The sequence below is a fragment of the Streptomyces sp. CB09001 genome, from assembly GCF_003369795.1.
GTDB lineage: Bacteria > Actinomycetota > Actinomycetes > Streptomycetales > Streptomycetaceae > Streptomyces.
In genome coordinates this window covers 922,238-945,866 of record NZ_CP026730.1, presented here as the reverse complement: position 1 = coordinate 945,866, position 23,629 = coordinate 922,238, and the positions used below count along the sequence as shown (strand labels likewise).

The following is a 23,629-nucleotide window of genomic DNA, read 5'->3' as shown; positions in this document are numbered from 1 at the left end:
GGCGCGGACACGCGGGACCGCGTGCACTGGCGGCTCCGGCGACGCCCGCGGTCCTTCGAGCTTTCCACTCCCGTCACGCCGCGTCCATACGAAGGACCCGATCCCGGCGCCCACCTGCCGTTCGCCCGGGGCTCAGGGTGCCCGGCCACCGCCCACGCGCGCGCGTGACTACGATGGGCCAGCCGGTGGCCAGCAAGGGCCGCGGCGCCACACCGACCGTCGGGAAGGCCATGCTGAACAAGTACGCGCGTGCATTTTTTACGCGTGTCCTCACACCGTTCGCCGCGTTTCTCATCCGCCGGGGCGTCAGCCCGGACACGGTCACGCTGATCGGCACCGCCGGTGTGGTCGCGGGTGCGCTGGTCTTCTACCCCATGGGCGAGTTCTTCTGGGGCACGGTGGTGATCACGCTCTTCGTCTTCTCCGACCTGGTCGACGGCAACATGGCCCGCCAGCTGGGCCGCTCCAGCCGCTGGGGCGCGTTCCTGGACTCCACCCTCGACCGGGTCGCCGACGGCGCGATCTTCGGCGGCCTCGCCCTGTGGTACGCGGGCGGCGGTGACGACAACGTCCTGTGCGCCGTGTCGATCTTCTGCCTGGCCAGCGGCCAGGTGGTCTCGTACACCAAGGCGCGCGGCGAGGCGATCGGCCTGCCGGTCGCCGTCAACGGACTGGTCGAGCGCGCCGAGCGCCTCGTCATCTCGCTGGTCGCCGCCGGATTCGCCGGACTGCACAAGTTCGGCGTGCCCGGCATCCAGTACCTGCTGCCGATCGCCCTGTGGATCGTCGCCGCCGGCAGCCTGGTCACGCTGGTCCAGCGGGTCGTCACGGTCCGCCGGGAGGCCGCGGAGGCGGACGCCGCCGCGCAGGAGAGCCAGGGCACCGAGGCGGCGAAGTGAGCGCTCGGGACCGGCTGACCGACGGCCTGTACGGCGCCGGCTGGGGCACCGTCAAGAAGCTCCCCGAGCCCGCCGCCGTGCGTCTCGGCCGCACCATCGCCGACGTCGCCTGGAAGCGGCGCGGCGCGGGGGTGCGCCGTCTGGAGAGCAACTACGCGCGCGTGGTGCCCGGCGCGAGCCCCGAGCGGCTCGCCGCCCTCTCGCGCGCGGGCATGCGCTCGTACCTGCGCTACTGGATGGAGTCGTTCCGGCTCCCGGCGTGGAGCACCGAGCGGATCAAGGGCGGCTTCGCCCCCAAGGACCTGCACCACCTCACCGACGGCATGGACGCCGGCAAGGGCGTGATACTCGCCCTGCCGCACCTGGCCAACTGGGACCTCGCGGGCGCCTGGGTCACCACGAAGCTCGGCATCCCGTTCACCACCGTCGCCGAGCGCCTCAAGCCGGAGACCCTCTACGACCGTTTCGTCGCCTACCGCGAGGGCCTCGGCATGGAGGTCCTGCCGCACAGCGGCGGCACCGCCTTCGGCACGCTGGCCCGGCGGCTGCGCGACGGCGGACTGGTCTGCCTGGTCGCCGACCGCGACCTGTCCGCCTCCGGCGTGGAGGTCGGCTTCTTCGGCGAGACGGCCCGGATGCCGGCCGGTCCCGCGCTGCTCGCCCAGCAGACGGGCGCGCTGCTGCTGCCGGTGACGCTCTGGTACGACGACTCGCCCGTGATGCAGGGCCGCGTGCATCCGCCGGTCGAGGTGCCCGAGTCAGGCACCCGCGCCGAAAAGACGTCTGTCATGACACAGGCGCTGGCCGACGCCTTCGCCACGGGGATCGCCGACCACCCGGAGGACTGGCACATGCTGCAGCGTTTGTGGCTCAAGGACCTCGACCCCGCCAAGGCGCCCGGGGCGGACGGAGTGGCGGACGAGGCGCCGGGGGCGGGCGGCCGGCCGGGCGACGCGTCGTGAGGATCGGCATCGTCTGCCCGTACTCCTGGGACGTGCCGGGCGGCGTCCAGTTCCACATCCGGGACCTCGCCGAGTACTTCATCCGCCTCGGCCACGAGGTGTCCGTCCTCGCCCCGGCCGACGACGACACGCCGCTGCCCCCGTACGTCGTGTCCGCGGGCCGCGCGGTGCCGGTGCCGTACAACGGCTCGGTGGCCCGGCTCAACTTCGGCTTCCTGTCGGCGGCCCGGGTCCGGCGCTGGCTGCACGAGGGCGCCTTCGACGTCATCCACATCCACGAGCCGACCTCGCCCTCGCTGGGCCTGCTGACCTGCTGGGCGGCGCAGGGCCCCATCGTGGCCACCTTCCACACCTCCAACCCGCGCTCCCGCGCGATGATCGCCGCGTACGCGATCCTCCAGGCCGCCCTGGAGAAGATCAGCGCCCGGATCGCCGTGAGCGAGTACGCCCGCCGTACGCTCGTCGAGCACCTGGGCGGCGACGCGGTGGTCATCCCCAACGGCGTCGACGTGGACTTCTTCGCCCGCGCCGAGCCCGAGCCGGAGTGGCAGGGCGACACGATCGGCTTCATAGGGCGCATCGACGAGCCCCGCAAGGGCCTGCCGGTGCTCATGCGGGCGCTGCCCGGGATCCTCGCCGCCCGCCCGCAGACCCGGCTGCTCGTCGCCGGGCGCGGTGACGAGGAGGAGGCCGTCGAGAGCCTGCCGAAGGAGCTGCGCTCCCGCGTGGAGTTCCTCGGCATGATCAGCGACGAGGACAAGGCCCGCTTCCTGCGCAGCGTCGACCTGTACGTGGCGCCCAACACCGGCGGTGAGAGCTTCGGCATCGTCCTCGTCGAGGCCATGTCGGCCGGCGCCCCCGTCCTCGCCTCCGACCTGGACGCCTTCGCCCAGGTCCTCGACCAGGGGGCGGCCGGCGAACTCTTCCCCAACGAGGACGCCGACGCCCTGGCCGAGGCGGCCGTACGCCTGCTGGCCGACCCGGAGCGGCGCGCCGCCCTGCGGGAGCGGGGCAGCACCCATGTACGGCGCTTCGACTGGTCCACGGTGGGCGCGGACATCCTGTCCGTCTACGAGACGGTCACCGCGGGAGCGGCGGCGGTGGCGACCGACGACCGGGCGACGGGCCTGCGAGCCCGCTTCGGCCTGGCGAGGGACTGACCCACCGACGCGCACGGGTACACGGCGGCAGATACGAGCGGGCCGCGGCGGTACCGTCCCGCGCGGGCGCGGGCGGGGGCGGGGACGGTACCGCGGGCCGGGCGGGGCCCCGGGCGGGCGGGCAGGCGGGCACGGCGACAGCCGTGGCGCAGGGGGTTACCGTCGTGCAGGGAGTCACCGGGCGGGGGGCCGTCGGCGGGCGCGGATGGGGACGGTACGGCGGGCCGGGCGGGGCCCCGGGCGGGCAGGCGGGCAGGGCGGTGGAGCCGTGGCGCAGGGAGTCACCGTCGTGCACCGAGTCACCGGGCGGGGGCCACCGGCGGGGACGCGGGCGGGGACGGTACCGCGGACCGGGCGGGGCCCCGGGCGGGCAGGGGGGGACGGCGGCAGCCGTGGCGCAGGGAGTCACCGGGCGGGGGCCGTCGGCGGGCGCGGGGCGGCCGGGCGATACCGCCGCCGGCGGGCGCGGGCCGCCGGCTCGTGCGTGGCGGCGCGCACGGGGCCCACCGGACCCGCCCGGCCCACCGATAGGGTTGCGGCCCGTGACCGCAACCCTCATCTGGATCCTGGTCGTCCTCGTCGCCGTCGGCCTGTACCTCAGCTGGACGGCGGGACGCCTGGACCGGCTGCACGCCCGGATCGACGCCGCCCGTGCCGCCCTGGACGCCCAGTTGCTGCGCAGGGCGTCCGTGGCCCAGGAACTCGCCACCTCCGGCGTGCTCGACCCGGCCGCCTCCATGGTCCTCTACGAGGCCGCACACGCCGCCCGGCAGGCCGAGGAGGAGCTGCGGGAGGTCTCCGAGAGCGAACTGAGCCAGGCCCTGCGCGCCGTCTTCGCCGAGGCACCCCAGGTGGACGTGGTGCGCGAGGCGCCCGGGGGAGAGGCGGCGGCCCACGAACTGGCCGAGGCCGTACGGCGGGTTCCGATGGCCCGGCGCTTCCACAACGACGCGGTGGGCGCCGCCCGCAGGCTGCGCGAGCACCGCAAGGTCCGCTGGTTCCGCCTCGCCGGGCACGCGCCCTTCCCGCTGGCCTTCGAGATGGACGACGAGCCGCCGGCCGCCCTGGTGGAACGGGCGGCCTAGCACCCGGGGGGCGAAAACGATCCACCGCCTTCTCATTGGCCCTTGCTGTGGCCTGCTCACCTCACGTTTCCTCGTTGCTGCACAACCCCCTTCTCCCCAGCGAGGTACCCGTGTCCAGCACGCTCTCCGAAAACCAGGCACCCGAGACCGGCACCGCCCGCGTGAAGCGCGGCATGGCCGAGCAGCTCAAGGGCGGCGTCATCATGGACGTCGTCACGCCGGAGCAGGCGAAGATCGCCGAGGACGCGGGCGCCGTGGCCGTCATGGCCCTGGAGCGCGTCCCCGCCGACATCCGCAAGGACGGCGGCGTGGCCCGGATGTCCGACCCGGACATGATCGAGGGCATCATCGGCGCCGTGTCCATCCCGGTGATGGCCAAGTCCCGCATCGGCCACTTCGTGGAGGCCCAGGTCCTGCAGTCCCTCGGCGTCGACTACATCGACGAGTCCGAGGTCCTCACCCCGGCCGACGAGGTCAACCACAGCGACAAGTTCGCCTTCACCACCCCCTTCGTCTGTGGCGCCACCAACCTGGGCGAGGCCCTGCGCCGGATCGCCGAGGGCGCCGCCATGATCCGCTCCAAGGGCGAGGCCGGCACCGGCAACGTCGTAGAGGCCGTCCGGCACCTGCGCCAGATCAAGAACGAGATCGCCCGGCTGCGCGGCTACGACAACAACGAGCTGTACGCCGCCGCCAAGGAGCTGCGCGCCCCCTACGAGCTGGTCAAGGAGGTCTCCGAGCTGGGCAAGCTGCCGGTCGTCCTCTTCTCGGCCGGCGGTGTCGCCACCCCCGCCGACGCCGCGCTCATGCGTCAGCTCGGCGCCGAGGGCGTCTTCGTCGGCTCCGGCATCTTCAAGTCCGGCGACCCGGCCAAGCGCGCCGCCGCCATCGTGAAGGCCACCACCTTCTACGACGACCCGAAGATCATCGCGGACGCGTCCCGCAACCTCGGCGAGGCCATGGTCGGCATCAACTGCGACACCCTCCCCGAGACCGAGCGCTACGCCAACCGCGGCTGGTAGGGCGTCCCGCCATGAGTGACACCCCCGTCATCGGTGTCCTGGCGCTCCAGGGCGACGTACGGGAGCACCTCGTCGCCCTGGCCGTGGCCGACGCCGTGGCCAGGCCGGTGCGGCGCCCCGAGGAACTCGCCGAGGTGGACGGCCTGGTCCTGCCCGGCGGCGAGTCGACCACCATCTCCAAGCTCGCCGTCCTCTTCGGAGTGATGGACCCCCTCCGCGCGCGCGTGCGGGACGGCATGCCCGTCTACGGCACCTGCGCGGGCATGATCATGCTGGCCGACAAGATCCTCGACCCGCGCTCCGGACAGGAGACGGTCGGCGGCATCGACATGATCGTGCGCCGCAATGCCTTCGGCCGGCAGAACGAGTCCTTCGAGGCCGCCGTCGACGTCCGGGGCGTCGAGGGCGAGCCCGTGGAGGGCGTCTTCATCCGCGCGCCCTGGGTCGAGTCCGTGGGCGCGGCCGCCGAGGTGCTCGCCGAGCACGACGGTCACATCGTCGCGGTCCGCCAGGGCAACGCGCTGGCCACGTCCTTCCACCCCGAACTGACCGGCGACCACCGCGTGCACCGCCTCTTCGCCGACATGGTGCGCGCGAACCGGGCCGCTCAGTCCTTGTAGGATTCCTGCGTTCGTTGCAGGAGATGGGTTACGCGAAGGAGACAGGCAGATGTCCGGCCACTCTAAATGGGCTACGACGAAGCACAAGAAGGCCGTGATCGACGCCAAGCGCGGCAAGCTCTTCGCGAAGCTGATCAAGAACATCGAGGTCGCGGCGCGCATGGGCGGCGTCGACATCGAGGGCAACCCGACGCTGTACGACGCCATCCAGAAGGCGAAGAAGCAGTCGGTCCCCAACAAGAACATCGACTCCGCGGTCAAGCGCGGCGGCGGCCTGGAGGCCGGCGGCGCCGACTACGAGACGATCATGTACGAGGGCTACGGTCCGAACGGTGTCGCCGTGCTCATCGAGTGCCTCACCGACAACCGCAACCGTGCCGCCTCCGACGTCCGCGTCGCCATGACCCGCAACGGCGGTTCCATGGCCGACCCGGGCTCGGTGTCGTACCTGTTCAACCGCAAGGGCGTCGTGATCGTGCCCAAGGGCGAGCTGGGCGAGGACGACGTCCTCGGCGCCGTCCTGGACGCGGGGGCCGAGGAGGTCAACGACCTCGGCGAGTCCTTCGAGGTGCTCAGCGAGGCCACCGACCTCGTCGCGGTCCGCACCGCCCTCCAGGAGGCCGGCATCGACTACGAGTCGGCCGACGCCAACTTCGTGCCGACCATGCAGGTCGAGCTGGACGAGGACGGCGCGCGGAAGATCTTCCGGCTCATCGACGCCCTGGAGGACAGCGACGACGTGCAGAACGTCTTCGCCAACTTCGACGTCAGCGACGAGATCATGGAGAAGGTCGACGCGTAACGCGTCCCTGCTCAGCGGGCCGACGGGGACACACTCCGTCGGCCCGTCGCTTTGTCAGTGGCACCCGATAGCCTGCACAAACAGGTGATCGACGAGAGGGGCCGGGTACGTGCGCGTGCTGGGGGTGGACCCGGGGCTGACCCGTTGCGGGATCGGCGTCGTGGAGGGTGTCGCGGGCCGGCCGCTCACCATGATCGGCGTCGGCGTCGTCCGCACGCCCGCGGACGCCGACCTCGGCCACCGGCTTGTCGCCGTCGAGCAGGGCATCGAGCAGTGGCTCGACGAGCACCGGCCGGAGTTCGTCGCCGTGGAGCGCGTCTTCAGCCAGCACAACGTCCGCACCGTCATGGGCACCGCCCAGGCCAGCGCCGTGGCGATCCTGTGCGCGTCCCGCCGCGGCATCCCCGTCGCCCTGCACACGCCGAGCGAGGTGAAGGCCGCCGTCACCGGCAGCGGCCGCGCCGACAAGGCCCAGGTCGGCGCCATGGTCACCCGCCTGCTCCGGCTCGCCGCCCCGCCCAGGCCCGCCGACGCCGCGGACGCCCTCGCCCTCGCCATCTGCCACATCTGGCGCGCCCCCGCGCAGAACCGCCTCCAGCAGGCCGTGGCCCTGCACACCTCACAGGGCCCGCGCCGCCCCCGGAACCCCCACCCGTCGAAAGGCCGCCCCGCATGATCGCCTTCGTCAGCGGCACCGTCGCCGCCCTCGCACCCGACGCCGCGGTGGTCGAGGTCGGCGGCGTCGGCATGGCCGTCCAGTGCACGCCCAACACCCTCTCCACGCTCCGGCTCGGCAAGCCGGCCAGGCTCGCCACCTCCCTCGTCGTGCGGGAGGACTCACTCACCCTCTACGGCTTCGCCGACGACGACGAGCGCCAGATCTTCGAGCTGCTCCAGACCGCCAGCGGCGTCGGCCCCCGCCTCGCCCAGGCCATGCTCGCCGTGCACCAGCCCGACGCCCTGCGCAGAGCGGTCTCCACCGGCGACGAGAAGGCGCTCACCGCCGTTCCCGGCATCGGCAAGAAGGGAGCGCAGAAGCTGCTCCTGGAACTGAAGGACCGGCTCGGCGAGCCCATCGGCGCCCCCGCCGTCGGCGCCCCGGTCAGCAGCGGCTGGCGCGACCAGCTGCACGCCGCCCTGATCGGCCTCGGGTACGCGACCCGCGAGGCCGACGAAGCCGTCTCCGCCGTGGCGCCGCAGGCCGAGGCCGCCGGGGGCGCGCCGCAGGTGGGCCAGTTGCTCAAGGCCGCCCTGCAGACGCTGAACCGCGCCCGCTGACCACGCCCGCCACCACCGACCCGGTGCGCCACGGCAAGGAGAACGAAGTGAACTGGGACGACACGACCGACGCGGAGGCCGCCGCCGAGCGGCTGGTGGGCGCTGCCGCCGACGGCGAGGACCAGGCCGTGGAGGCAGCCCTGCGCCCACAGGACCTGGGCGAGTTCATCGGCCAGGAGAAGGTCCGCGAGCAGCTCGACCTGGTGCTGCGGGCCGCACGCGCGCGGGGGGCGACCGCCGACCACGTACTCCTCTCCGGCGCCCCGGGCCTGGGCAAGACCACCCTCTCGATGATCATCGCGGCCGAGATGGAAGCCCCGATCCGCATCACCTCGGGCCCCGCCATCCAGCACGCCGGTGACCTCGCGGCGATCCTCTCCTCCCTCCAGGAGGGCGAGGTCCTCTTCCTCGACGAGATCCACCGCATGTCGCGGCCCGCCGAGGAGATGCTCTACATGGCGATGGAGGACTTCCGCGTCGACGTCATCGTCGGCAAGGGCCCCGGCGCCACCGCCATCCCGCTGGAGCTGCCCCCGTTCACCCTGGTCGGCGCCACCACGCGCGCCGGGCTGCTGCCGCCGCCGCTGCGCGACCGCTTCGGCTTCACCGCCCACATGGAGTTCTACGGACCGGCGGAACTGGAGCGCGTGATCCACCGTTCCGCCGGCCTGCTCGACGTCGAGATCGACACCACCGGCGCCGCCGAGATCGCCGGCCGCTCCCGCGGCACCCCCCGCATCGCCAACCGCCTGCTGCGCCGGGTCCGCGACTACGCCCAGGTCAAGGCCGACGGCCTGATCACCCAGGAGATCGCCGCGGCCGCCCTCGCCGTGTACGAGGTCGACGCCCGGGGCCTGGACCGCCTCGACCGGGGGGTGCTGGAGGCGCTCCTCAAGCTGTTCGGCGGCGGACCGGTCGGCCTGTCCACGCTCGCCGTCGCCGTGGGGGAGGAGCGTGAGACAGTGGAAGAGGTCGCCGAACCCTTCCTCGTACGGGAGGGTCTGCTCGCCCGCACCCCACGCGGGCGGGTGGCCACTCCGGCCGCGTGGGCGCACCTCGGCCTCACCCCGCCGCGTTCGCAGAGTTCAGGAAACGGACAACAGGACTTGTTCGGGGCGTGACGACCCGCTCACGAGGGGCACATTCGCCGGAGCAGGAACCCCGGTGCCATGCTGAGCGTTGTTCCATGCGCGCGGACTCCCTTAGACTCCGCCGATGCCACCCTTGTCGGTGGCGTACACACCCCCAACCATCAGGCCGCTCACCATCGCGGTCGTGTGAAGGAAGTACCGACCCGTGAGTCTCGTGACCCTCCTCCCGTTCATCGTGCTCATCGGGGCCATGTTCCTGATGACCCGGTCGGCGAAGAAGAAGCAGCAGCAGGCCGCCAACATGCGGAACGAGATGCAGCCCGGAACCGGTGTCCGCACCATCGGGGGCATGTACGCCACGGTCAAGGAGGTCAACGACGACACGGTCCTCCTCGACGCCGGCCCGGGCGTCGAGCTGCTCTTCGCCAAGAACTCCATCGGTGCCGTCCTCACCGACGACGAGTACAACCGCATCGTCCACGGCATCGAGCACGACCTGAAGTCCGACGCGGACGTCGTCCCCGACGACGCCTCCTCCCTCACCGAGACCGACGCCCCCGCCGACGACGCTTCCGACGACAAGTCCGTCGACCTCGGCAAGAAGGCCGAGCCCGCCGACGAGACGGCCGACGAGCCGACGGCCGACGCCGCGCCCGCCGAGGCGAAGACGGACGAGCAGGCGAAGAAGTCCGACGGCGGTTCCGAGGCGAAGTAAGCCGTGCCCCGGGGTGCGCGGGACGGGTTCCCGCGCACCCCGAGTGACGCGCGGCTCGCACGGATCCGGACACCATGTGATGGCCGCCGGTGACGCCTTCTGGGCGCGAAGCGGCCCGAGAGGGAGTACGCAAAGGTGGTAGCACCTAAAAAGGGAAAGAATGCGAGCGCTCAGAGTAAGCCCGGGCGCTCGCTGGCCCTGATTCTGATCGCCATCGTGGCGCTCACCGGGGGCATGTTCGCCTCCGGGCACACGACTCCGCGTCTCGGCATCGACCTGGCGGGCGGTACGAGCATCACGCTCCGGGCCGTGCCGGAGGCGGGCCAGGAGTCCGCGATCAACAAGACCAACATGGACACCGCGGTCGAGATCATGAACCGCCGGGTCAATGGTCTGGGTGTTTCCGAGGCCGAGGTCCAGACCCAGGGCGACCGGAACATCATCGTCAACATCCCCAAGGGGACGAACTCGAAGGAAGCCCGGCAGCAGGTCGGCACCACCGCCAAGCTGTACTTCCGCCCGGTCCTCGCCACCGAACTCTCCGGCGCCAACGCGACCGGCACCCCCTCGGCGAGCGAGGCCGGCGGCGCCACGGACAAGGCGACCGACAAGGCGACCGACAAGGCCACCGACGGTGACAAGGCCACCGACGGTGACAAGGCCACCGACGGCGACAAGGCCGGCGGCACGCCGTCCGACTCCGCCTCGGCGAGCGCCACCTCCCAGGGCCGCGCCGCCAGCGACGCCCTGAAGGCCGACCCCAGCCCGTCCGCGACGAGCTCCGACGGAGCCTCCCCGTCCCCGAGCGCCAGCGCCTCCGGCGACGACGCCACCGCCAAGCTGCAGCAGCAGTACGCGGCCCTGGACTGCACCGACAAGAACGCCCGCGCCAAGGCCGGTGACGGTGCCAAGCCGGGCGACGCGACGGTGGCCTGCGGCCAGAACTCGCAGGGCCAGTGGCAGAAGTACATCCTCGGCCCCGCCGCGGTCGACGGCACCGAGGTCGACGAGGCCGAGGCCGTCTACAACACGCAGACCGCCGCCGGCTGGACCGTGACGATGAAGTTCACGGACAAGGGCAGCAAGAAGTTCGCGGACATCACCGGCAAGCTGGCGCAGAACCAGTCCCCGCAGAACCAGTTCGCCATCGTCCTGGACAACGAGGTCGTCTCCGACCCGTACGTCAGCCAGGCGCTCACCGGCGGCAACGCGGAGATCTCCGGCAGCTTCGACCAGGAGGAGGCCCAGAGCCTCGCCAACATGCTGTCCTACGGCGCGCTGCCGCTGACCTTCAAGGAGGACAGCGTCACCACCGTCACCGCCGCGCTCGGCGGTGAGCAGCTCAAGGCCGGTCTGATCGCGGGCGCCATCGGTCTCGCCCTGGTCGTCCTCTACCTGCTGTTCTACTACCGCGGGCTGTCGTTCATCGCCGTCTGCTCGCTGCTGGTCTCGGCCGGCCTCACGTACGTGATCATGGCGCTGCTCGGCCCGACCATCGGCTTCGCGCTGAACCTGCCGGCCGTGTGCGGTGCCATCGTCGCCATCGGCATCACGGCGGACTCGTTCATCGTGTACTTCGAACGCGTCCGCGACGAGATCCGGGAGGGCCGCACGCTGCGTCCCGCCGTCGAGCGGGCCTGGCCGCGCGCCCGGCGCACCATCCTCGTCTCCGACTTCGTGTCCTTCCTCGCCGCCGCGGTGCTCTTCATCGTCACCGTCGGCAAGGTGCAGGGCTTCGCGTTCACGCTCGGTCTGACGACCCTGCTCGACGTGGTGGTGGTGTTCCTCTTCACCAAGCCGCTGCTGACGCTGATGGCGCGGCGCAAGTTCTTCGCGAGCGGTCACAAGTGGTCCGGCCTCGACCCCAAGGCCCTGGGTGCCAAGCCGCCGCTGCGCCGCACCCGCCGTCCGTCCCGTCCTGCCGCCGGCCCTGTCGACCCGAAGGAGGCGTGAGAGATGTCGAAGCTCGGCACACTCGGCGCCCGACTGCACCACGGCGAGGTCGGCTACGACTTCGTCAAGAACCGCAAGATCTGGTACGGCATCTCGATCCTCATCACCATCACGGCCATCGTCGGCCTGGCGGTGCGCGGCCTGCACATGGGCATCGAGTTCCAGGGCGGCGCGGTCTTCACCACCCCGAAGAACATGAGCGCCTCGGTCGCCCAGACCGAGACCTGGGCGGAGGAGGCCTCCGGCCACGACGCCATCGTCCAGAAGCTCGGCGACGGCAGCCTCCGCATCCAGATCGCGGGCACCGACACCCAGCAGTCGGACCAGATCAAGGAGGACCTCTCCAAGAACCTGGACGTCTCCGCGGAGAAGATCAACGCCGACCTGGTCGGCCCCAGCTGGGGTGACCAGATCGCGAACAAGGCCTGGCAGGGCCTCGGGATCTTCATGGTCCTCGTGGTGATCTACCTGGCGATCGCCTTCGAGTGGCGGATGGCGCTCGCCGCCTTCGTCGCGCTGATCCACGACATCACCATCACCGTGGGCATCTACGCCCTGGTCGGCTTCGAGGTCACCCCAGGCACGGTGATCGGTCTGCTGACGATCCTCGGTTACTCGCTCTACGACACGGTCGTCGTCTTCGACAGCCTCAAGGAGCAGACCCGGGACATCACCAAACAGACCCGCTGGACCTACGCGGAGATCGCCAACCGCTCGATCAACAGCACCCTGGTCCGCTCCATCAACACCACGGTGGTCGCGCTGCTGCCGGTGGGCGGTCTGCTGTTCATCGGCGGCGGTGTCCTCGGCGCCGGCATGCTCAACGACATCTCGCTGTCGCTGTTCGTCGGTCTCGCCGCGGGCGCCTACTCGTCGATCTTCATCGCCACGCCGCTCGTCGCCGACCTCAAGGAGGCCGAGCCGCAGATGAAGGCCCTCAAGAAGCGGGTCCTCGCCAAGCGTGCCCAGGCGGCCGCCAAGGGCGAGAGCCCGGAGTCCGCGGCCGACGAGGAGGCGTACGCCGCCGACGAGCCGGACGACGCCGCACCCGCGGTCGTCGGCCCCCGCAACCAGCCCGCGTCCCGTGGCAGGGGCCGCGGCCGACCCTCGGGGAAGCGCCGATGACCGAGACGACCGGCATCACGGAGCTGCTGCTCAGCCGCATCCGTGACGTGGCCGACCACCCGGAGCCGGGCGTGGTGTTCAAGGACATCACCCCCCTCCTGGCGGACCCGGCCGCGTTCGCCGCCCTGACCGACGCGCTCGCCGAGGTCGCCGGGCACACCGGCGCCACCAAGGTCGTCGGCCTAGAGGCCCGCGGCTTCATCCTCGGCGCCCCGGTGGCCCTGAGGGCGGGCCTCGGCTTCATCCCCGTACGCAAGGCGGGCAAGCTCCCCGGAGCCACGCTCAGCCAGGCCTACGACCTGGAGTACGGCTCCGCCGAGATCGAGGTGCACGCCGAGGACCTCACCGCGGGCGACCGCGTGCTGGTCGTCGACGACGTCCTCGCCACCGGCGGCACCGCCGAGGCCTCGCTGGAGCTGATCCGGCGGGCCGGCGCCGAGGTCGCGGGCCTCGCCGTCCTGATGGAGCTGGGCTTCCTCGGCGGCCGTGCCCGTCTGGAGCCCGCCCTGGCCGGGGCACCGCTGAAGGCACTGCTCACGGTCTGAACCGTGCGAACCGCACCCCTGGGGCGGGCCCGGAGGAATCCGGCGCCCGCCCCAGGCGTTGCACGGGTTGACAGCCCTCACATTGGCCAGAAGGCGATCCTGGAGGGCAGGATCGCTACCATGGGGTATCCGGAGCCTGACCGGGGGACCCGGATCGCGCACGAGGAGTCCTCTTGCCAGACGAGGCCCAGCCACTGACCGCCGCAAAGCCCGAGTCCGCCTCGGCGTCCGCGGCGAAGCCCGCGCCGAGCGCGCCCCAGGCGAAGAACGACACGCGTGGGCCGATCCAGCATGCCGCGTCCGGGCCGGTCGACAAGCCCGCCGAGCAGCAGCCGCGCCCCAAGCCGCTGCCCGCCGAGCGCCCGCAGAACGCGCCCGTGGTCCGCGCCCCCGCCGGACAGCCCGCCCGCTCCGGCTCCTCCAACCGCGTCCGGGCCCGCCTCGCCCGCCTCGGCGTCCAGCGTGCCAACCCCTACAACCCGGTCCTGGAGCCGCTGCTGCGCATAGTGCGCGGCAACGACCCCAAGATCGAGACGGCGACCCTGCGCCAGATCGAGCGCGCCTACCAGGTCGCCGAACGCTGGCACCGCGGCCAGAAGCGCAAGAGCGGTGACCCGTACATCACGCACCCGCTCGCCGTCACCACCATCCTCGCCGAGCTGGGCATGGATCCGGCCACGCTGATGGCCGGGCTGCTGCACGACACCGTCGAGGACACCGAGTACGGCCTGGAGGACCTGCGCCGCGACTTCGGCGACGTGGTCACCCTGCTCGTCGACGGCGTCACCAAGCTGGACAAGGTCAAGTTCGGCGAGGCCGCGCAGGCCGAGACCGTGCGCAAGATGGTCGTCGCCATGGCCAAGGATCCCCGCGTCCTGGTCATCAAGCTCGCCGACCGCCTGCACAACATGCGCACCATGCGCTACCTCAAGCGCGAGAAGCAGGAGAAGAAGGCGCGCGAGACCCTGGAGATCTACGCGCCGCTCGCCCACCGCCTGGGCATGAACACCATCAAGTGGGAGCTGGAGGACCTCGCCTTCGCGATCCTCTACCCCAAGATGTACGACGAGATCGTCCGCCTGGTCGCCGAGCGCGCCCCCAAGCGCGACGAGTACCTCGCCGTCGTCACCGACGAGGTCCAGCAGGACCTGCGCGCGGCCCGCATCAAGGCGACCGTCACCGGCCGCCCCAAGCACTACTACAGCGTCTACCAGAAGATGATCGTCCGCGGCCGGGACTTCGCGGAGATCTACGACCTGGTGGGCATCCGCGTCCTGGTGGACACCGTCCGCGACTGCTACGCGGCACTCGGCACGGTCCACGCCCGCTGGAACCCGGTTCCGGGGCGGTTCAAGGACTACATCGCGATGCCCAAGTTCAACATGTACCAGTCGCTGCACACGACGGTCATCGGGCCCGGCGGCAAGCCGGTCGAGCTGCAGATCCGCACCTTCGACATGCACCGCCGCGCGGAGTACGGCATCGCCGCGCACTGGAAGTACAAGCAGGAGGCCGTCGCCGGCGCCTCCAAGGTGCGCACCGACGCCCCCAGGTCGTCCGGCAAGAGCAAGGACGACCACCTCAACGACATGGCGTGGCTGCGTCAGCTGCTGGACTGGCAGAAGGAGACCGAGGACCCCGGCGAGTTCCTGGAGTCCCTCCGCTTCGACCTGTCCCGCAACGAGGTCTTCGTCTTCACCCCCAAGGGCGACGTCATAGCGCTCCCGGCCGGAGCCACCCCCGTGGACTTCGCCTACGCGGTCCACACCGAGGTCGGCCACCGCACCATAGGGGCCCGGGTCAACGGGCGTCTGGTGCCGCTGGAGTCCACCCTGGACAACGGCGACCTGGTGGAGGTCTTCACCTCCAAGGCGGCCGGTGCGGGACCCTCCCGCGACTGGCTGGGCTTCGTGAAGTCGCCGCGCGCCCGCAACAAGATCCGCGCCTGGTTCTCCAAGGAGCGCCGCGACGAGGCGATCGAGCAGGGCAAGGACGCCATCGTCCGCGCGATGCGCAAGCAGAACCTGCCGATCCAGCGCATCCTCACCGGCGACTCCCTGGTGACGCTCGCGCACGAGATGCGCTACTCGGACATCTCCGCGCTGTACGCGGCGATCGGCGAGGGCCACGTCTCCGCGCCGAACATCGTGCAGAAGCTGGTCCAGGCGCTCGGCGGCGAGGAGGCCGCCACCGAGGAGATCGACGAGTCGGTCCCGCCGTCCCGCGGCCGCGGCCGCAAGCGCCGGGCGAACGCCGACCCGGGCGTGGTCGTCAAGGGCGTCGACGATGTGTGGGTCAAGCTGGCCCGCTGCTGTACGCCCGTGCCCGGCGACCCGATCATCGGCTTCGTCACCCGCGGCAGCGGCGTCTCCGTCCACCGCAGCGACTGCGTGAACGTGGACTCGCTGTCCCGCGAGCCGGAGCGCATCCTCGAGGTCGAGTGGGCGCCGACCCAGTCCTCGGTCTTCCTGGTCGCCATCCAGGTCGAGGCGCTGGACCGCTCACGGCTGCTTTCGGACGTCACGCGCGTGCTGTCCGACCAGCACGTCAACATCCTCTCGGCGGCCGTCCAGACCTCCCGCGACCGGGTGGCCACCTCCCGCTTCACCTTCGAGATGGGCGACCCGAAGCACCTGGGGCACGTCCTGAAGGCCGTACGCGGCGTCGAGGGCGTCTACGACGTGTACCGGGTGACTTCGGCGCGCAGGCCGTCGTAGGCGGCCGTACAGGCGCACACACGAGAGGGGCTCCCGTACGGTGCGTACGGGGGCCCCTCTCGTGTGCGGTCCTCGACCGTGGTCAGCCGCCGAACTCGTGCAGCCCCTTGAGCGCCTGGTCGAGGAGCGCCTGGCGGCCCTCCAGCTCACGCGCGAGCTTGTCGGCCTTGGCGTCGTTGCCCTGGGCGCGCGCCTGCTCGACCTGGGAGCGCAGCTTGTCCACGGCGGCCTGGAGCTGACCGGTCAGGCCCTCGGCCCGCGCGCGTGCCTCCGGGTTGGTCCGGCGCCACTCGGCCTCCTCGGCCTCCTGGAGGGCACGCTCGACCGCGTGCATCCGCCCCTCGACCTTCGGCCGGGAGTCGCGCGGCACGTGGCCGATGGCCTCCCAGCGCTCGTTGACCGAACGGAACGCGGCGCGGGCCGACTTGAGGTCGGTGACCGGGACGAGCTTCTCGGCCTCCGCGGCCAGCTCCTCCTTGAGCTTCAGGTTCTCCGTCTGCTCGGCGTCCCGCTCGGCGAAGACCGAGCTGCGGGCGGCGAAGAACACGTCCTGGGCGCCGCGGAAGCGGTTCCACAGGTCGTCCTCGTGCTCGCGCTGGGCGCGGCCCGCGGCCTTCCACTCGGACATCAGGTCGCGGTAGCGCGCGGCCGTCGGCCCCCAGTCCGTCGAGTTCGACAGCGCCTCGGCCTCGGAGACCAGCCGCTCCTTGATCCGCCGTGCCTCCTCGCGCTGTGCGTCGAGCTGTGCGAAGTGCTGCTTGCGGCGCTTGGAGAACGCCGAGCGCGCGTGCGAGAAGCGGTGCCACAGCTCGTCGTCGGACTTGCGGTCCAGACGCGGCAGACCCTTCCAGGTGTCGACCAGGGACCGTAGCCGCTCACCGGCCGCCCGCCACTGGTCCGAGCGCGCCAGCTCCTCGGCCTCGGCGACCAGGGCCTCCTTGGCGCCGCGCGCCTCGTCGGACTGCTTGGCCCGCTGGGCCTTGCGCTCCTCGCGCCGTGTCTCCACGAGCGCGACGAGCTGGTCCAGCCGGGCCCGCAGAGCCTCCAGGTCGCCGACCGCGTGGTGTGCGTCCACCTGCTCGCGCAGGTGGTCGACGGCGGTCTGGGCGTCCTTGGCCGACAGGTCGGTGGTCTTCACCCGCTTCTCGAGGAGGCCGATCTCGACAACCAGGCCTTCGTACTTGCGTTCGAAGTAGGCGAGTGCCTCCTCGGGGGAGCCTGCCTGCCAGGAGCCGACGACCTGCTCGCCGTCGGCCGTACGCACGTACACGGTCCCCGTCTCATCGACGCGGCCCCACGGGTCGCTGCTCACAGCGCCTCCTCCACATGATGCCTGCGGAGGGCTTCGCTACCCCCGGGCATCGTCCACAGTTTCGTCACGGCCAACATAGGCGACCGGCGGGTGGCCTGTCCGCACCCGCGCGACCGAACTTTCGCTGATGAGGGTCAGGATTTCGTGACGGTCGCCTTGTCGATCACGACCGTCGCGTTGGGCGCGGTGTTGCCGGTCGTGGGGTCCGCGGGCTGGGCTCCCGCGGAGGCGATCTTCTTCAGTACGGTCATGCCCTCCTCCGACACCGTGCCGAACGGGGTGTAGCTGGGAGGCAGCTGGCTGTCCTGGTACACGAGGAAGAACTGGCTCCCGCCGGAGTCCGGCTGACCGGTGTTGGCCATCGCCACCGTGCCCGCCGGGTACACGTTGTCCTTGAGGCTCTTGTCCTTCAGGTTCTCGTCCGGGATGTTGTAGCCGGGACCGCCGTTGCCCTGGGCCGTGGGGTCGCCGCACTGGAGCACGTAGATGCCCTCGGTGGTGAGCCGGTGGCACTTGGTGTGGTCGAAGTAGCCCTTGCCGGCCAGGAAGTCGAACGAGTTGACGGTGTGCGGTGCCGCCTTCGCCTTCAGCGCGATGTCTATGTCACCGCACGTGGTCGCCAGCTTCATCGTGTACTTCGCCGACTCGTCGATGGTCGTCGCAGGTTCCTTCTTCCAGGTCTGCGTCTTGACCTTGCCCTCGGCGGGCTTCTCGCACGGGTCCGGCGCCTTGCTCGGAGCCGAGGCGCTCGGCGTGACCTCCGCGCTCGCGTTCGTCTTGCTGTCGTCGTCGTCCCCCAGGACCACTCCGGTCGTGTACAGCGCGACACTGCCGATCAGAATGACGCCGAGCACCGACGCGACCGCGGCGTTGCGCATGCGTGACTTGCGTCGCGCGGAGGTGCGTCGCTGCTGCTGCCGCAAGAACTTCTCCCGGGCGAGCTGACGCCGCCGCTGCTCCTGGGTGACCACCGGGTTCTCTCCTCATGCGTCTTCGTGTGCCGACCGGTACGCGTGGGTGCGATGAGCCGACCGTGGGCGTGTAGCCCCGTACCGTATATGGGTTCGCTGAGAAATCGGCACCGCCGGTAGGCTCTGACCATGGGCGCGACCCGTTCGCAAGCCCACCCGTACCGACCCAAACGAAGGACGATCGTGCTCATTGCCGGGTTCCCCGCCGGGGCCTGGGGGACGAACTGCTATCTCGTCGCCCCCGCCGCCGGTGAGGAGTGCGTGATCATCGACCCGGGCCACCAGGCGGCCCCCGGAGTCGAGGACGCGATCCGCAAGCATCGGCTCAAGCCCGTCGCCGTCGTCCTCACCCACGGCCACATCGACCACGTCGCCTCGGTCGTCCCGGTGTGCGGCGCGCACGACGTGCCCGCCTGGATCCACCCCGAGGACCGCTTCATGATGAGCGACCCCGAGAAGGGGATCGGCCGCAGCATCGGCATGCCGCTCATGGGCGAGCTGACCGTCGGGGAGCCGGACGACGTCAAGGAGCTGACCGACGGCGCGAGGCTGGCGCTGGCGGGCCTGGAGCTGACCGTCGCGCACGCGCCCGGCCATACCAAGGGGTCGGTGACCTTCGGCCTGCCCGAGGCGGCGGACATCCCGCCGGTGATGTTCTCGGGCGACCTGCTGTTCGCCGGCTCCATCGGACGCACCGACTTCCCCGGTGGCTCCATGGACGACATGCTCGAGTCCCTGGCACGCGTGTGCCTGCCGCTCGACGACTCGACCGTGGTGCTCTCCGGACACGGCCCCCAGACGACCATCGGCCAGGAACGCGCCACCAACCCGTACTTGCGGCAAGTGGCCGCAGGCCGCCAAGGGAACAGCGCTCCGAACGCGCCCCGACGAGGAATGTGACGAGACCTTCCGTGAGCACCTTCAAGGCCCCCAAGGGCACGTACGACCTGCTGCCGCCCGACTCCGCCAAGTTCCTGGCGGTCCGCGAGGCGATCGCCGCCCCGCTGCGCAACTCCGGCTACGGCTACATCGAGACGCCCGGCTTCGAGAACGTCGAGCTGTTCGCGCGCGGTGTCGGCGAGTCCACCGACATCGTGACCAAGGAGATGTACGTCTTCGAGACCAAGGGCGGCGACCGGCTCGCCCTGCGCCCGGAGACCACCGCGCCCGTGCTGCGCGCGGTCCTCGAGGCCAACCTGCACAAGGCGGGCAACCTGCCCGTCAAGGTCTGGTACTCGGGCTCGCAGTACCGCTACGAGCGCCCCCAGAAGGGCCGTTACCGCCACTTCTCCCAGGTGGGCGCCGAGGCGATCGGCGCCGAGGACCCGGCCCTGGACGCCGAACTGATCATCCTGGCCGACCAGTCGTACCGCGCACTCGGCCTGCAGAACTTCCGCATCCTGCTCAACTCCCTGGGCGACCAGGAGTGCCGTCCCGTCTACCGGGCCGCGCTCCAGGACTTCCTGCGGGGGCTCGACCTGGACGAGGAGACCCTGCGCCGCGCGGAGATCAATCCGCTGCGCGTCCTGGACGACAAGCGGCCGGACGTCCAGAAGCAGCTCACCGACGCCCCGCTGCTGCGCGACTACCTGTGCGACGCCTGCAAGGCGTACCACGAGGAGGTACGCGAGCTGATCACGGCGGCGGGCGTGGTCTTCGAGGACGACCCGAAGCTGGTGCGCGGCCTGGACTACTACACGCGCACGACGTTCGAGTTCGTCCACGACGGACTGGGCTCCCAGTCCGCGGTGGGCGGCGGCGGCCGTTACGACGGCCTGTCCGAGATGATCGGCGGCCCTTCCCTGCCCTCGGTCGGCTGGGCCCTCGGCGTCGACCGCACCGTCCTCGCCCTGGAGGCGGAGGGCATCGAACCGGACATCCCGTCCACCACCTCCGTCTTCGCGGTCCCGCTCGGCGAGGAGGCCCGCCGGATCCTGTTCGCCAAGGTCACCGAGCTGCGCAAGAACGGCGTCGCCGCCGACTTCTCCTACGGCGGCAAGGGCCTGAAGGCCGCGATGAAGGCGGCCAACCGCTCCGGCGCCCGCTACACCCTGGTCCTGGGCGAGCGGGATCTCGCCGAGGGCGTCGTCCAGCTCAAGGACATGGAGTCCGGCGAGCAGACCGCGATCGGCGTCAACGAGATCGTGGCGGAGCTGGAGTCGAGGCTCGGCTAGCGGGCCGACACCCTTCAGGGGCACGTGTTCTCGCTCGCGCGTGCCCCTGGGGAACGGGTGGTGGCCGGAAGGCGCCGCTCCGGAGTGATCGCCGATCCGTTCATAGGCTCATCGAACGGTGCCCATACAGGCTTGTGCGGCACAATGGCCCCTGCCCGAAGCAGGTCCCACTCCCCAGCGACGGAATCGGCGTGATGAGCAAGACGACAGTGAAGGACGTCTCCACCGTGGCAGAGTCCGCGCCGGACAGCGGCACCCGCACCCCGCGCACCGAGGGCGGCAGCCGGGCCCTCGCGCTGCTCCTGGTGATCACGGGCGCGGCCGGCCTGCTCGCCGCGTGGGTCATCACGATCGACAAGCAGAAGATCCTCGAGGCCAAGGTCGCCGGCACCACGTTCACGCCCGGCTGCAGCCTCAACCCGGTCGTCTCCTGCGGCAACATCATGGAGAGCGACCAGGCCTCCGTCTTCGGCTTCCCCAACCCGATGCTCGGCCTCGTCGCCTACGGCATCGTCATCTGCGTCGGCGTGAGCCTGCTCGCCCGTGCCACCTACCCGCGCTGGTACTGGCTGACCTTCAACGCCGGCTGCCTCTTCGGCGTCGCGTTCGTCTCGTGGCTCCAGTTCCAGTCCCTGTACCGGATCAACTCGCTGTGCCTGTGGTGCTGCCTGGCCTGGGTCGCCACGATCCTGATGTTCTGGTACGTGACGTCCTTCAACGTCCGCAAGGGCTTCCTGCCCGCGCCGGGCTGGCTGCGCGGGTTCTTCGGCGAGTTCACCTGGGTGCTGCCGGTGCTGCACATCGGCATCATCGGCATGATGATCCTCACCCGCTGGTGGGACTTCTGGACCAGCTGACCGGTCTTCCGCGAGGGCGGGCCCACCGGGCCCGCCGCGTTGTCGGTGCGGTCATTTAGGGTTCAAGGCGTGGAGCCCGATCTGTTCACCGCCGCAGCCGAAGAACGCCAGGAGAAGGACCCGACCGGCAGCCCCCTCGCCGTGCGGATGCGCCCGCGCACCCTCGACGAGGTCGTCGGCCAGCAGCACCTGCTCAAGCCCGGATCCCCCCTGCGCCGCCTGGTCGGCGAGGGCGCGTCCGGACCCGCGGGGCCCTCCTCGGTCATCCTCTGGGGGCCGCCGGGCACCGGCAAGACCACCCTGGCGTACGTCGTCTCCAAGGCCACCAACAAGCGGTTCGTGGAGCTGTCGGCGATCACCGCGGGCGTCAAGGAGGTCCGTGCGGTCATCGACGGCGCCCGCCGCGCGGTCGGCGGGTACGGCAAGGAGACCGTCCTCTTCCTGGACGAGATCCACCGCTTCAGCAAGGCCCAGCAGGACTCCCTGCTCCCGGCCGTGGAGAACCGCTGGGTCACCCTGATCGCCGCCACCACCGAGAACCCGTACTTCTCGGTGATCTCCCCGCTGCTCTCCCGCTCCCTCCTGCTCACCCTCGAACCCCTCACCGACGACGACGTCCGCGACCTGCTGCGCCGCGCCCTGACCGCCGAGCGCGGCCTGGGGGGCGCCGTCACCCTGCCCGAGGACACCGAGGGGCATCTGCTGCGCATCGCGGGCGGCGACGCCCGGCGCGCGCTCACCGCGCTGGAGGCCGCCGCCGGGGCCGCCCTCGACAAGGGCGAGGCGGAGATCGGCCTGACCACGCTGGAGGAGACGGTCGACTGGGCCGCGGTGAAGTACGACCGCGACGGCGACCAGCACTACGACGTCGCCAGCGCCCTGATCAAGTCCATCCGCGGCTCCGACGTGGACGCCGCCCTGCACTACCTGGCCCGGATGATCGAGGCCGGCGAGGACCCCCGCTTCATTGCCCGACGGCTGATGATCTCGGCCAGCGAGGACATCGGCCTGGCCGATCCGAACGCCCTGCAGATCGCCGTCGCCGCCGCCCAGGCCGTCGCCATGATCGGCTTCCCCGAGGCCGCGCTCACCCTCAGCCACGCCACTATCGCCCTCGCCCTGGCCCCCAAGTCCAACGCCGCGACCACCGCCATCGGCGCCGCCCTGGACGACGTGCGCAAGGGGCACACCGGACCGGTCCCCGCCCACCTGCGCGACAGCCACTACAAGGGCGCGGGCAAGCTCGGACACGGACAGGGCTACGTGTACCCGCACGACCTGCCCGAGGGCATCGCCGCCCAGCAGTACGCCCCGGACGGACTCAAGGACCGGACGTACTACACGCCGACCCGGCACGGCGCCGAGGCCCGGTACGCGGACGCGGTGGAGTGGACCCGCGGGCACCTCGGTCGCAAGCCGTCCTGAACAGCCTGTAGAATCCCTCGGAGTGCCGTGTCCCGTGCAGTCAGAACGGGACGACCGGCCGGAACCCTCACGGGTTCCAGGAGCGTCGCGCACCGTCGATGGTGTCGCGGGCAGCCCACCACCACCCGGAGATCCGGGAGCGGTCGGTGGGCCACTCGCGTGCTGCACGTATGTGCCCAGACCAGGGAGCGGCTGCCCGGCAGGTCCCGAGCGGACCCGGCGGGTTTCCCCGGCTGCGGATGCGACCTCCCTCAACCCTGACAAGCCGGAAATCCAGGAAAGAGACACAGACAGTGGCGAACCAGCCCCGCCCCAAGGTCAAGAAGTCGCGTGCCCTCGGCATCGCGCTGACCCCGAAGGCCGTCAAGTACTTCGAGGCCCGCCCCTACCCGCCGGGTGAGCACGGCCGCGGCCGCAAGCAGAACTCGGACTACAAGGTCCGTCTGCTCGAGAAGCAGCGTCTGCGCGCGCAGTACGACCTCAGCGAGCGTCAGCTCGTCCGCGCCTACGAGCGTGCCTCCAAGACCAACATGAAGACCGGCGAGGCCCTGGTCATCGAGCTCGAGCGCCGTCTCGACGCGCTGGTCCTGCGTTCGGGCATCGCCCGCACGATCTACCAGGCCCGCCAGATGGTCGTCCACGGCCACATCCAGGTCAACGGCCAGAAGGTCGACAAGCCGTCCTTCCGCGTCCGTCCGGACGACGTGGTGCAGGTGCGCGAGCGCTCCAAGGAGAAGACGCTCTTCACCATCGCCCGCGAAGGTGGCTTCGCCCCCGACGGCGAGACCCCGCGCTACCTCCAGGTGAACCTCAAGGCCCTGGCGTTCCGCCTGGACCGCGAGCCGAACCGCAAGGAGATCCCGGTGATCTGCGACGAGCAGCTCGTCGTCGAGTACTACGCCCGCTGATCCAGCGG

22 protein-coding genes are annotated in these 23,629 nt (G+C 71.1%); 20 read left to right on the top strand and 2 right to left on the bottom strand.

The features are described 5' to 3' along the window. The first annotated feature begins 173 nt into the window (after window positions 1–173). The 15 genes from pgsA to relA all read left to right on the top strand — a co-directional run bounded on the left by pgsA (window position 174) and on the right by relA (window position 15,974). Complete coding sequence (pgsA, locus tag C4J65_RS04365; RefSeq protein ID WP_115741185.1) at window positions 174–899, top strand: phosphatidylinositol phosphate synthase; 726 nt, start codon at window positions 174–176, stop codon at window positions 897–899. Beyond that, the gene (locus C4J65_RS04360) at window positions 896–1,861 is read left to right on the top strand and encodes a phosphatidylinositol mannoside acyltransferase (protein ID WP_115741184.1); all 966 of its coding nucleotides are present in this window, start codon (window positions 896–898) and stop codon (window positions 1,859–1,861) included. The genes pgsA and C4J65_RS04360 overlap by 4 nt, the downstream gene beginning before the upstream one ends. Continuing rightward, window positions 1,858–3,021 carry a glycosyltransferase family 4 protein gene (locus tag C4J65_RS04355; protein WP_115741183.1) on the top strand — a complete coding sequence of 388 codons (1,164 nt, stop codon included), beginning with the start codon at window positions 1,858–1,860 and terminating at the stop codon, window positions 3,019–3,021. The genes C4J65_RS04360 and C4J65_RS04355 overlap by 4 nt, the downstream gene beginning before the upstream one ends. A gap of 542 nt (window positions 3,022–3,563) precedes the next feature. Continuing rightward, window positions 3,564–4,106: a hypothetical protein gene (locus C4J65_RS04350; protein ID WP_115741182.1), complete on the top strand. Its 543-nt coding sequence runs from the start codon at window positions 3,564–3,566 to the stop codon at window positions 4,104–4,106. A gap of 110 nt (window positions 4,107–4,216) precedes the next feature. Continuing rightward, window positions 4,217–5,128 carry a pyridoxal 5'-phosphate synthase lyase subunit PdxS gene (gene pdxS / locus C4J65_RS04345; RefSeq protein ID WP_109033919.1) on the top strand — a complete coding sequence of 304 codons (912 nt, stop codon included), beginning with the start codon at window positions 4,217–4,219 and terminating at the stop codon, window positions 5,126–5,128. Window positions 5,129–5,139: 11 nt separating this feature from the next. Continuing rightward, window positions 5,140–5,748 carry a pyridoxal 5'-phosphate synthase glutaminase subunit PdxT gene (gene pdxT, locus C4J65_RS04340; protein WP_115741181.1) on the top strand — a complete coding sequence of 203 codons (609 nt, stop codon included), beginning with the start codon at window positions 5,140–5,142 and terminating at the stop codon, window positions 5,746–5,748. A gap of 49 nt (window positions 5,749–5,797) precedes the next feature. Beyond that, window positions 5,798–6,550, top strand: a complete 753-nt coding sequence (locus C4J65_RS04335) for a YebC/PmpR family DNA-binding transcriptional regulator (RefSeq protein ID WP_115741180.1) — start codon at window positions 5,798–5,800, stop codon at window positions 6,548–6,550. Window positions 6,551–6,659: 109 nt separating this feature from the next. After that, window positions 6,660–7,226 carry a crossover junction endodeoxyribonuclease RuvC gene (gene ruvC / locus C4J65_RS04330; protein WP_115741179.1) on the top strand — a complete coding sequence of 189 codons (567 nt, stop codon included), beginning with the start codon at window positions 6,660–6,662 and terminating at the stop codon, window positions 7,224–7,226. Beyond that, a complete protein-coding gene (ruvA, locus tag C4J65_RS04325; protein ID WP_115741178.1) occupies window positions 7,223–7,828 on the top strand; it encodes a Holliday junction branch migration protein RuvA in 606 nt (201 codons plus the stop codon). Before ruvC ends, ruvA begins: the two co-directional genes overlap by 4 nt. Before the next feature lie 47 nt (window positions 7,829–7,875). Beyond that, window positions 7,876–8,949 (top strand): Holliday junction branch migration DNA helicase RuvB, encoded by a 1,074-nt coding sequence (gene ruvB / locus C4J65_RS04320; protein ID WP_115741177.1) that lies wholly within the window; start codon window positions 7,876–7,878, stop codon window positions 8,947–8,949. Window positions 8,950–9,124: 175 nt separating this feature from the next. Next, window positions 9,125–9,634 carry a preprotein translocase subunit YajC gene (gene yajC, locus C4J65_RS04315; RefSeq protein WP_115741176.1) on the top strand — a complete coding sequence of 170 codons (510 nt, stop codon included), beginning with the start codon at window positions 9,125–9,127 and terminating at the stop codon, window positions 9,632–9,634. A 135-nt stretch (window positions 9,635–9,769) separates the two neighbouring features. After that, window positions 9,770–11,587, top strand: a complete 1,818-nt coding sequence (gene secD, locus C4J65_RS04310) for a protein translocase subunit SecD (protein WP_162833011.1) — start codon at window positions 9,770–9,772, stop codon at window positions 11,585–11,587. Window positions 11,588–11,590: 3 nt separating this feature from the next. Next, the gene (gene secF / locus C4J65_RS04305; RefSeq protein ID WP_115741175.1) at window positions 11,591–12,712 is read left to right on the top strand and encodes a protein translocase subunit SecF; all 1,122 of its coding nucleotides are present in this window, start codon (window positions 11,591–11,593) and stop codon (window positions 12,710–12,712) included. After that, the gene (locus tag C4J65_RS04300; protein ID WP_115741174.1) at window positions 12,709–13,257 is read left to right on the top strand and encodes an adenine phosphoribosyltransferase; all 549 of its coding nucleotides are present in this window, start codon (window positions 12,709–12,711) and stop codon (window positions 13,255–13,257) included. Before secF ends, C4J65_RS04300 begins: the two co-directional genes overlap by 4 nt. Before the next feature lie 173 nt (window positions 13,258–13,430). Continuing rightward, window positions 13,431–15,974: a GTP pyrophosphokinase gene (gene relA / locus C4J65_RS04295; protein ID WP_115741173.1), complete on the top strand. Its 2,544-nt coding sequence runs from the start codon at window positions 13,431–13,433 to the stop codon at window positions 15,972–15,974. Window positions 15,975–16,056: 82 nt separating this feature from the next. Here the strand turns inward: relA and C4J65_RS04290 are convergent, their stop codons facing one another. Both C4J65_RS04290 and C4J65_RS04285 read right to left on the bottom strand, forming a co-directional pair. Beyond that, the gene (locus C4J65_RS04290) at window positions 16,057–17,286 is read right to left on the bottom strand and encodes a DUF349 domain-containing protein (RefSeq protein ID WP_115741172.1); all 1,230 of its coding nucleotides are present in this window, start codon (window positions 17,284–17,286) and stop codon (window positions 16,057–16,059) included. A gap of 134 nt (window positions 17,287–17,420) precedes the next feature. After that, entirely contained in the window at window positions 17,421–18,257 is an 837-nt protein-coding gene (locus C4J65_RS04285) for a peptidylprolyl isomerase (RefSeq protein WP_115741171.1), read from the bottom strand. Between the two features lie 183 nt (window positions 18,258–18,440). Here C4J65_RS04285 and C4J65_RS04280 point away from each other — a divergent pair, with 183 nt between their 5' ends. The 5 genes from C4J65_RS04280 (at window position 18,441) to rpsD (ending at window position 23,621) form a co-directional block, all read left to right on the top strand. Further along, window positions 18,441–19,157 (top strand): MBL fold metallo-hydrolase, encoded by a 717-nt coding sequence (locus tag C4J65_RS04280; protein WP_115741170.1) that lies wholly within the window; start codon window positions 18,441–18,443, stop codon window positions 19,155–19,157. An 11-nt stretch (window positions 19,158–19,168) separates the two neighbouring features. After that, on the top strand, window positions 19,169–20,431 hold the full coding sequence (gene hisS / locus C4J65_RS04275; RefSeq protein WP_115741169.1) for a histidine--tRNA ligase: 1,263 nt from the start codon (window positions 19,169–19,171) through the stop codon (window positions 20,429–20,431). Between the two features lie 194 nt (window positions 20,432–20,625). After that, complete coding sequence (locus C4J65_RS04270; RefSeq protein ID WP_162833010.1) at window positions 20,626–21,288, top strand: vitamin K epoxide reductase family protein; 663 nt, start codon at window positions 20,626–20,628, stop codon at window positions 21,286–21,288. A gap of 69 nt (window positions 21,289–21,357) precedes the next feature. After that, window positions 21,358–22,713, top strand: a complete 1,356-nt coding sequence (locus C4J65_RS04265; protein ID WP_115741167.1) for a replication-associated recombination protein A — start codon at window positions 21,358–21,360, stop codon at window positions 22,711–22,713. 293 nt (window positions 22,714–23,006) lie between these two features. Then, entirely contained in the window at window positions 23,007–23,621 is a 615-nt protein-coding gene (gene rpsD, locus C4J65_RS04260; RefSeq protein WP_003977321.1) for a 30S ribosomal protein S4, read from the top strand. The last annotated feature ends 8 nt before the right edge of the window (window positions 23,622–23,629 follow it).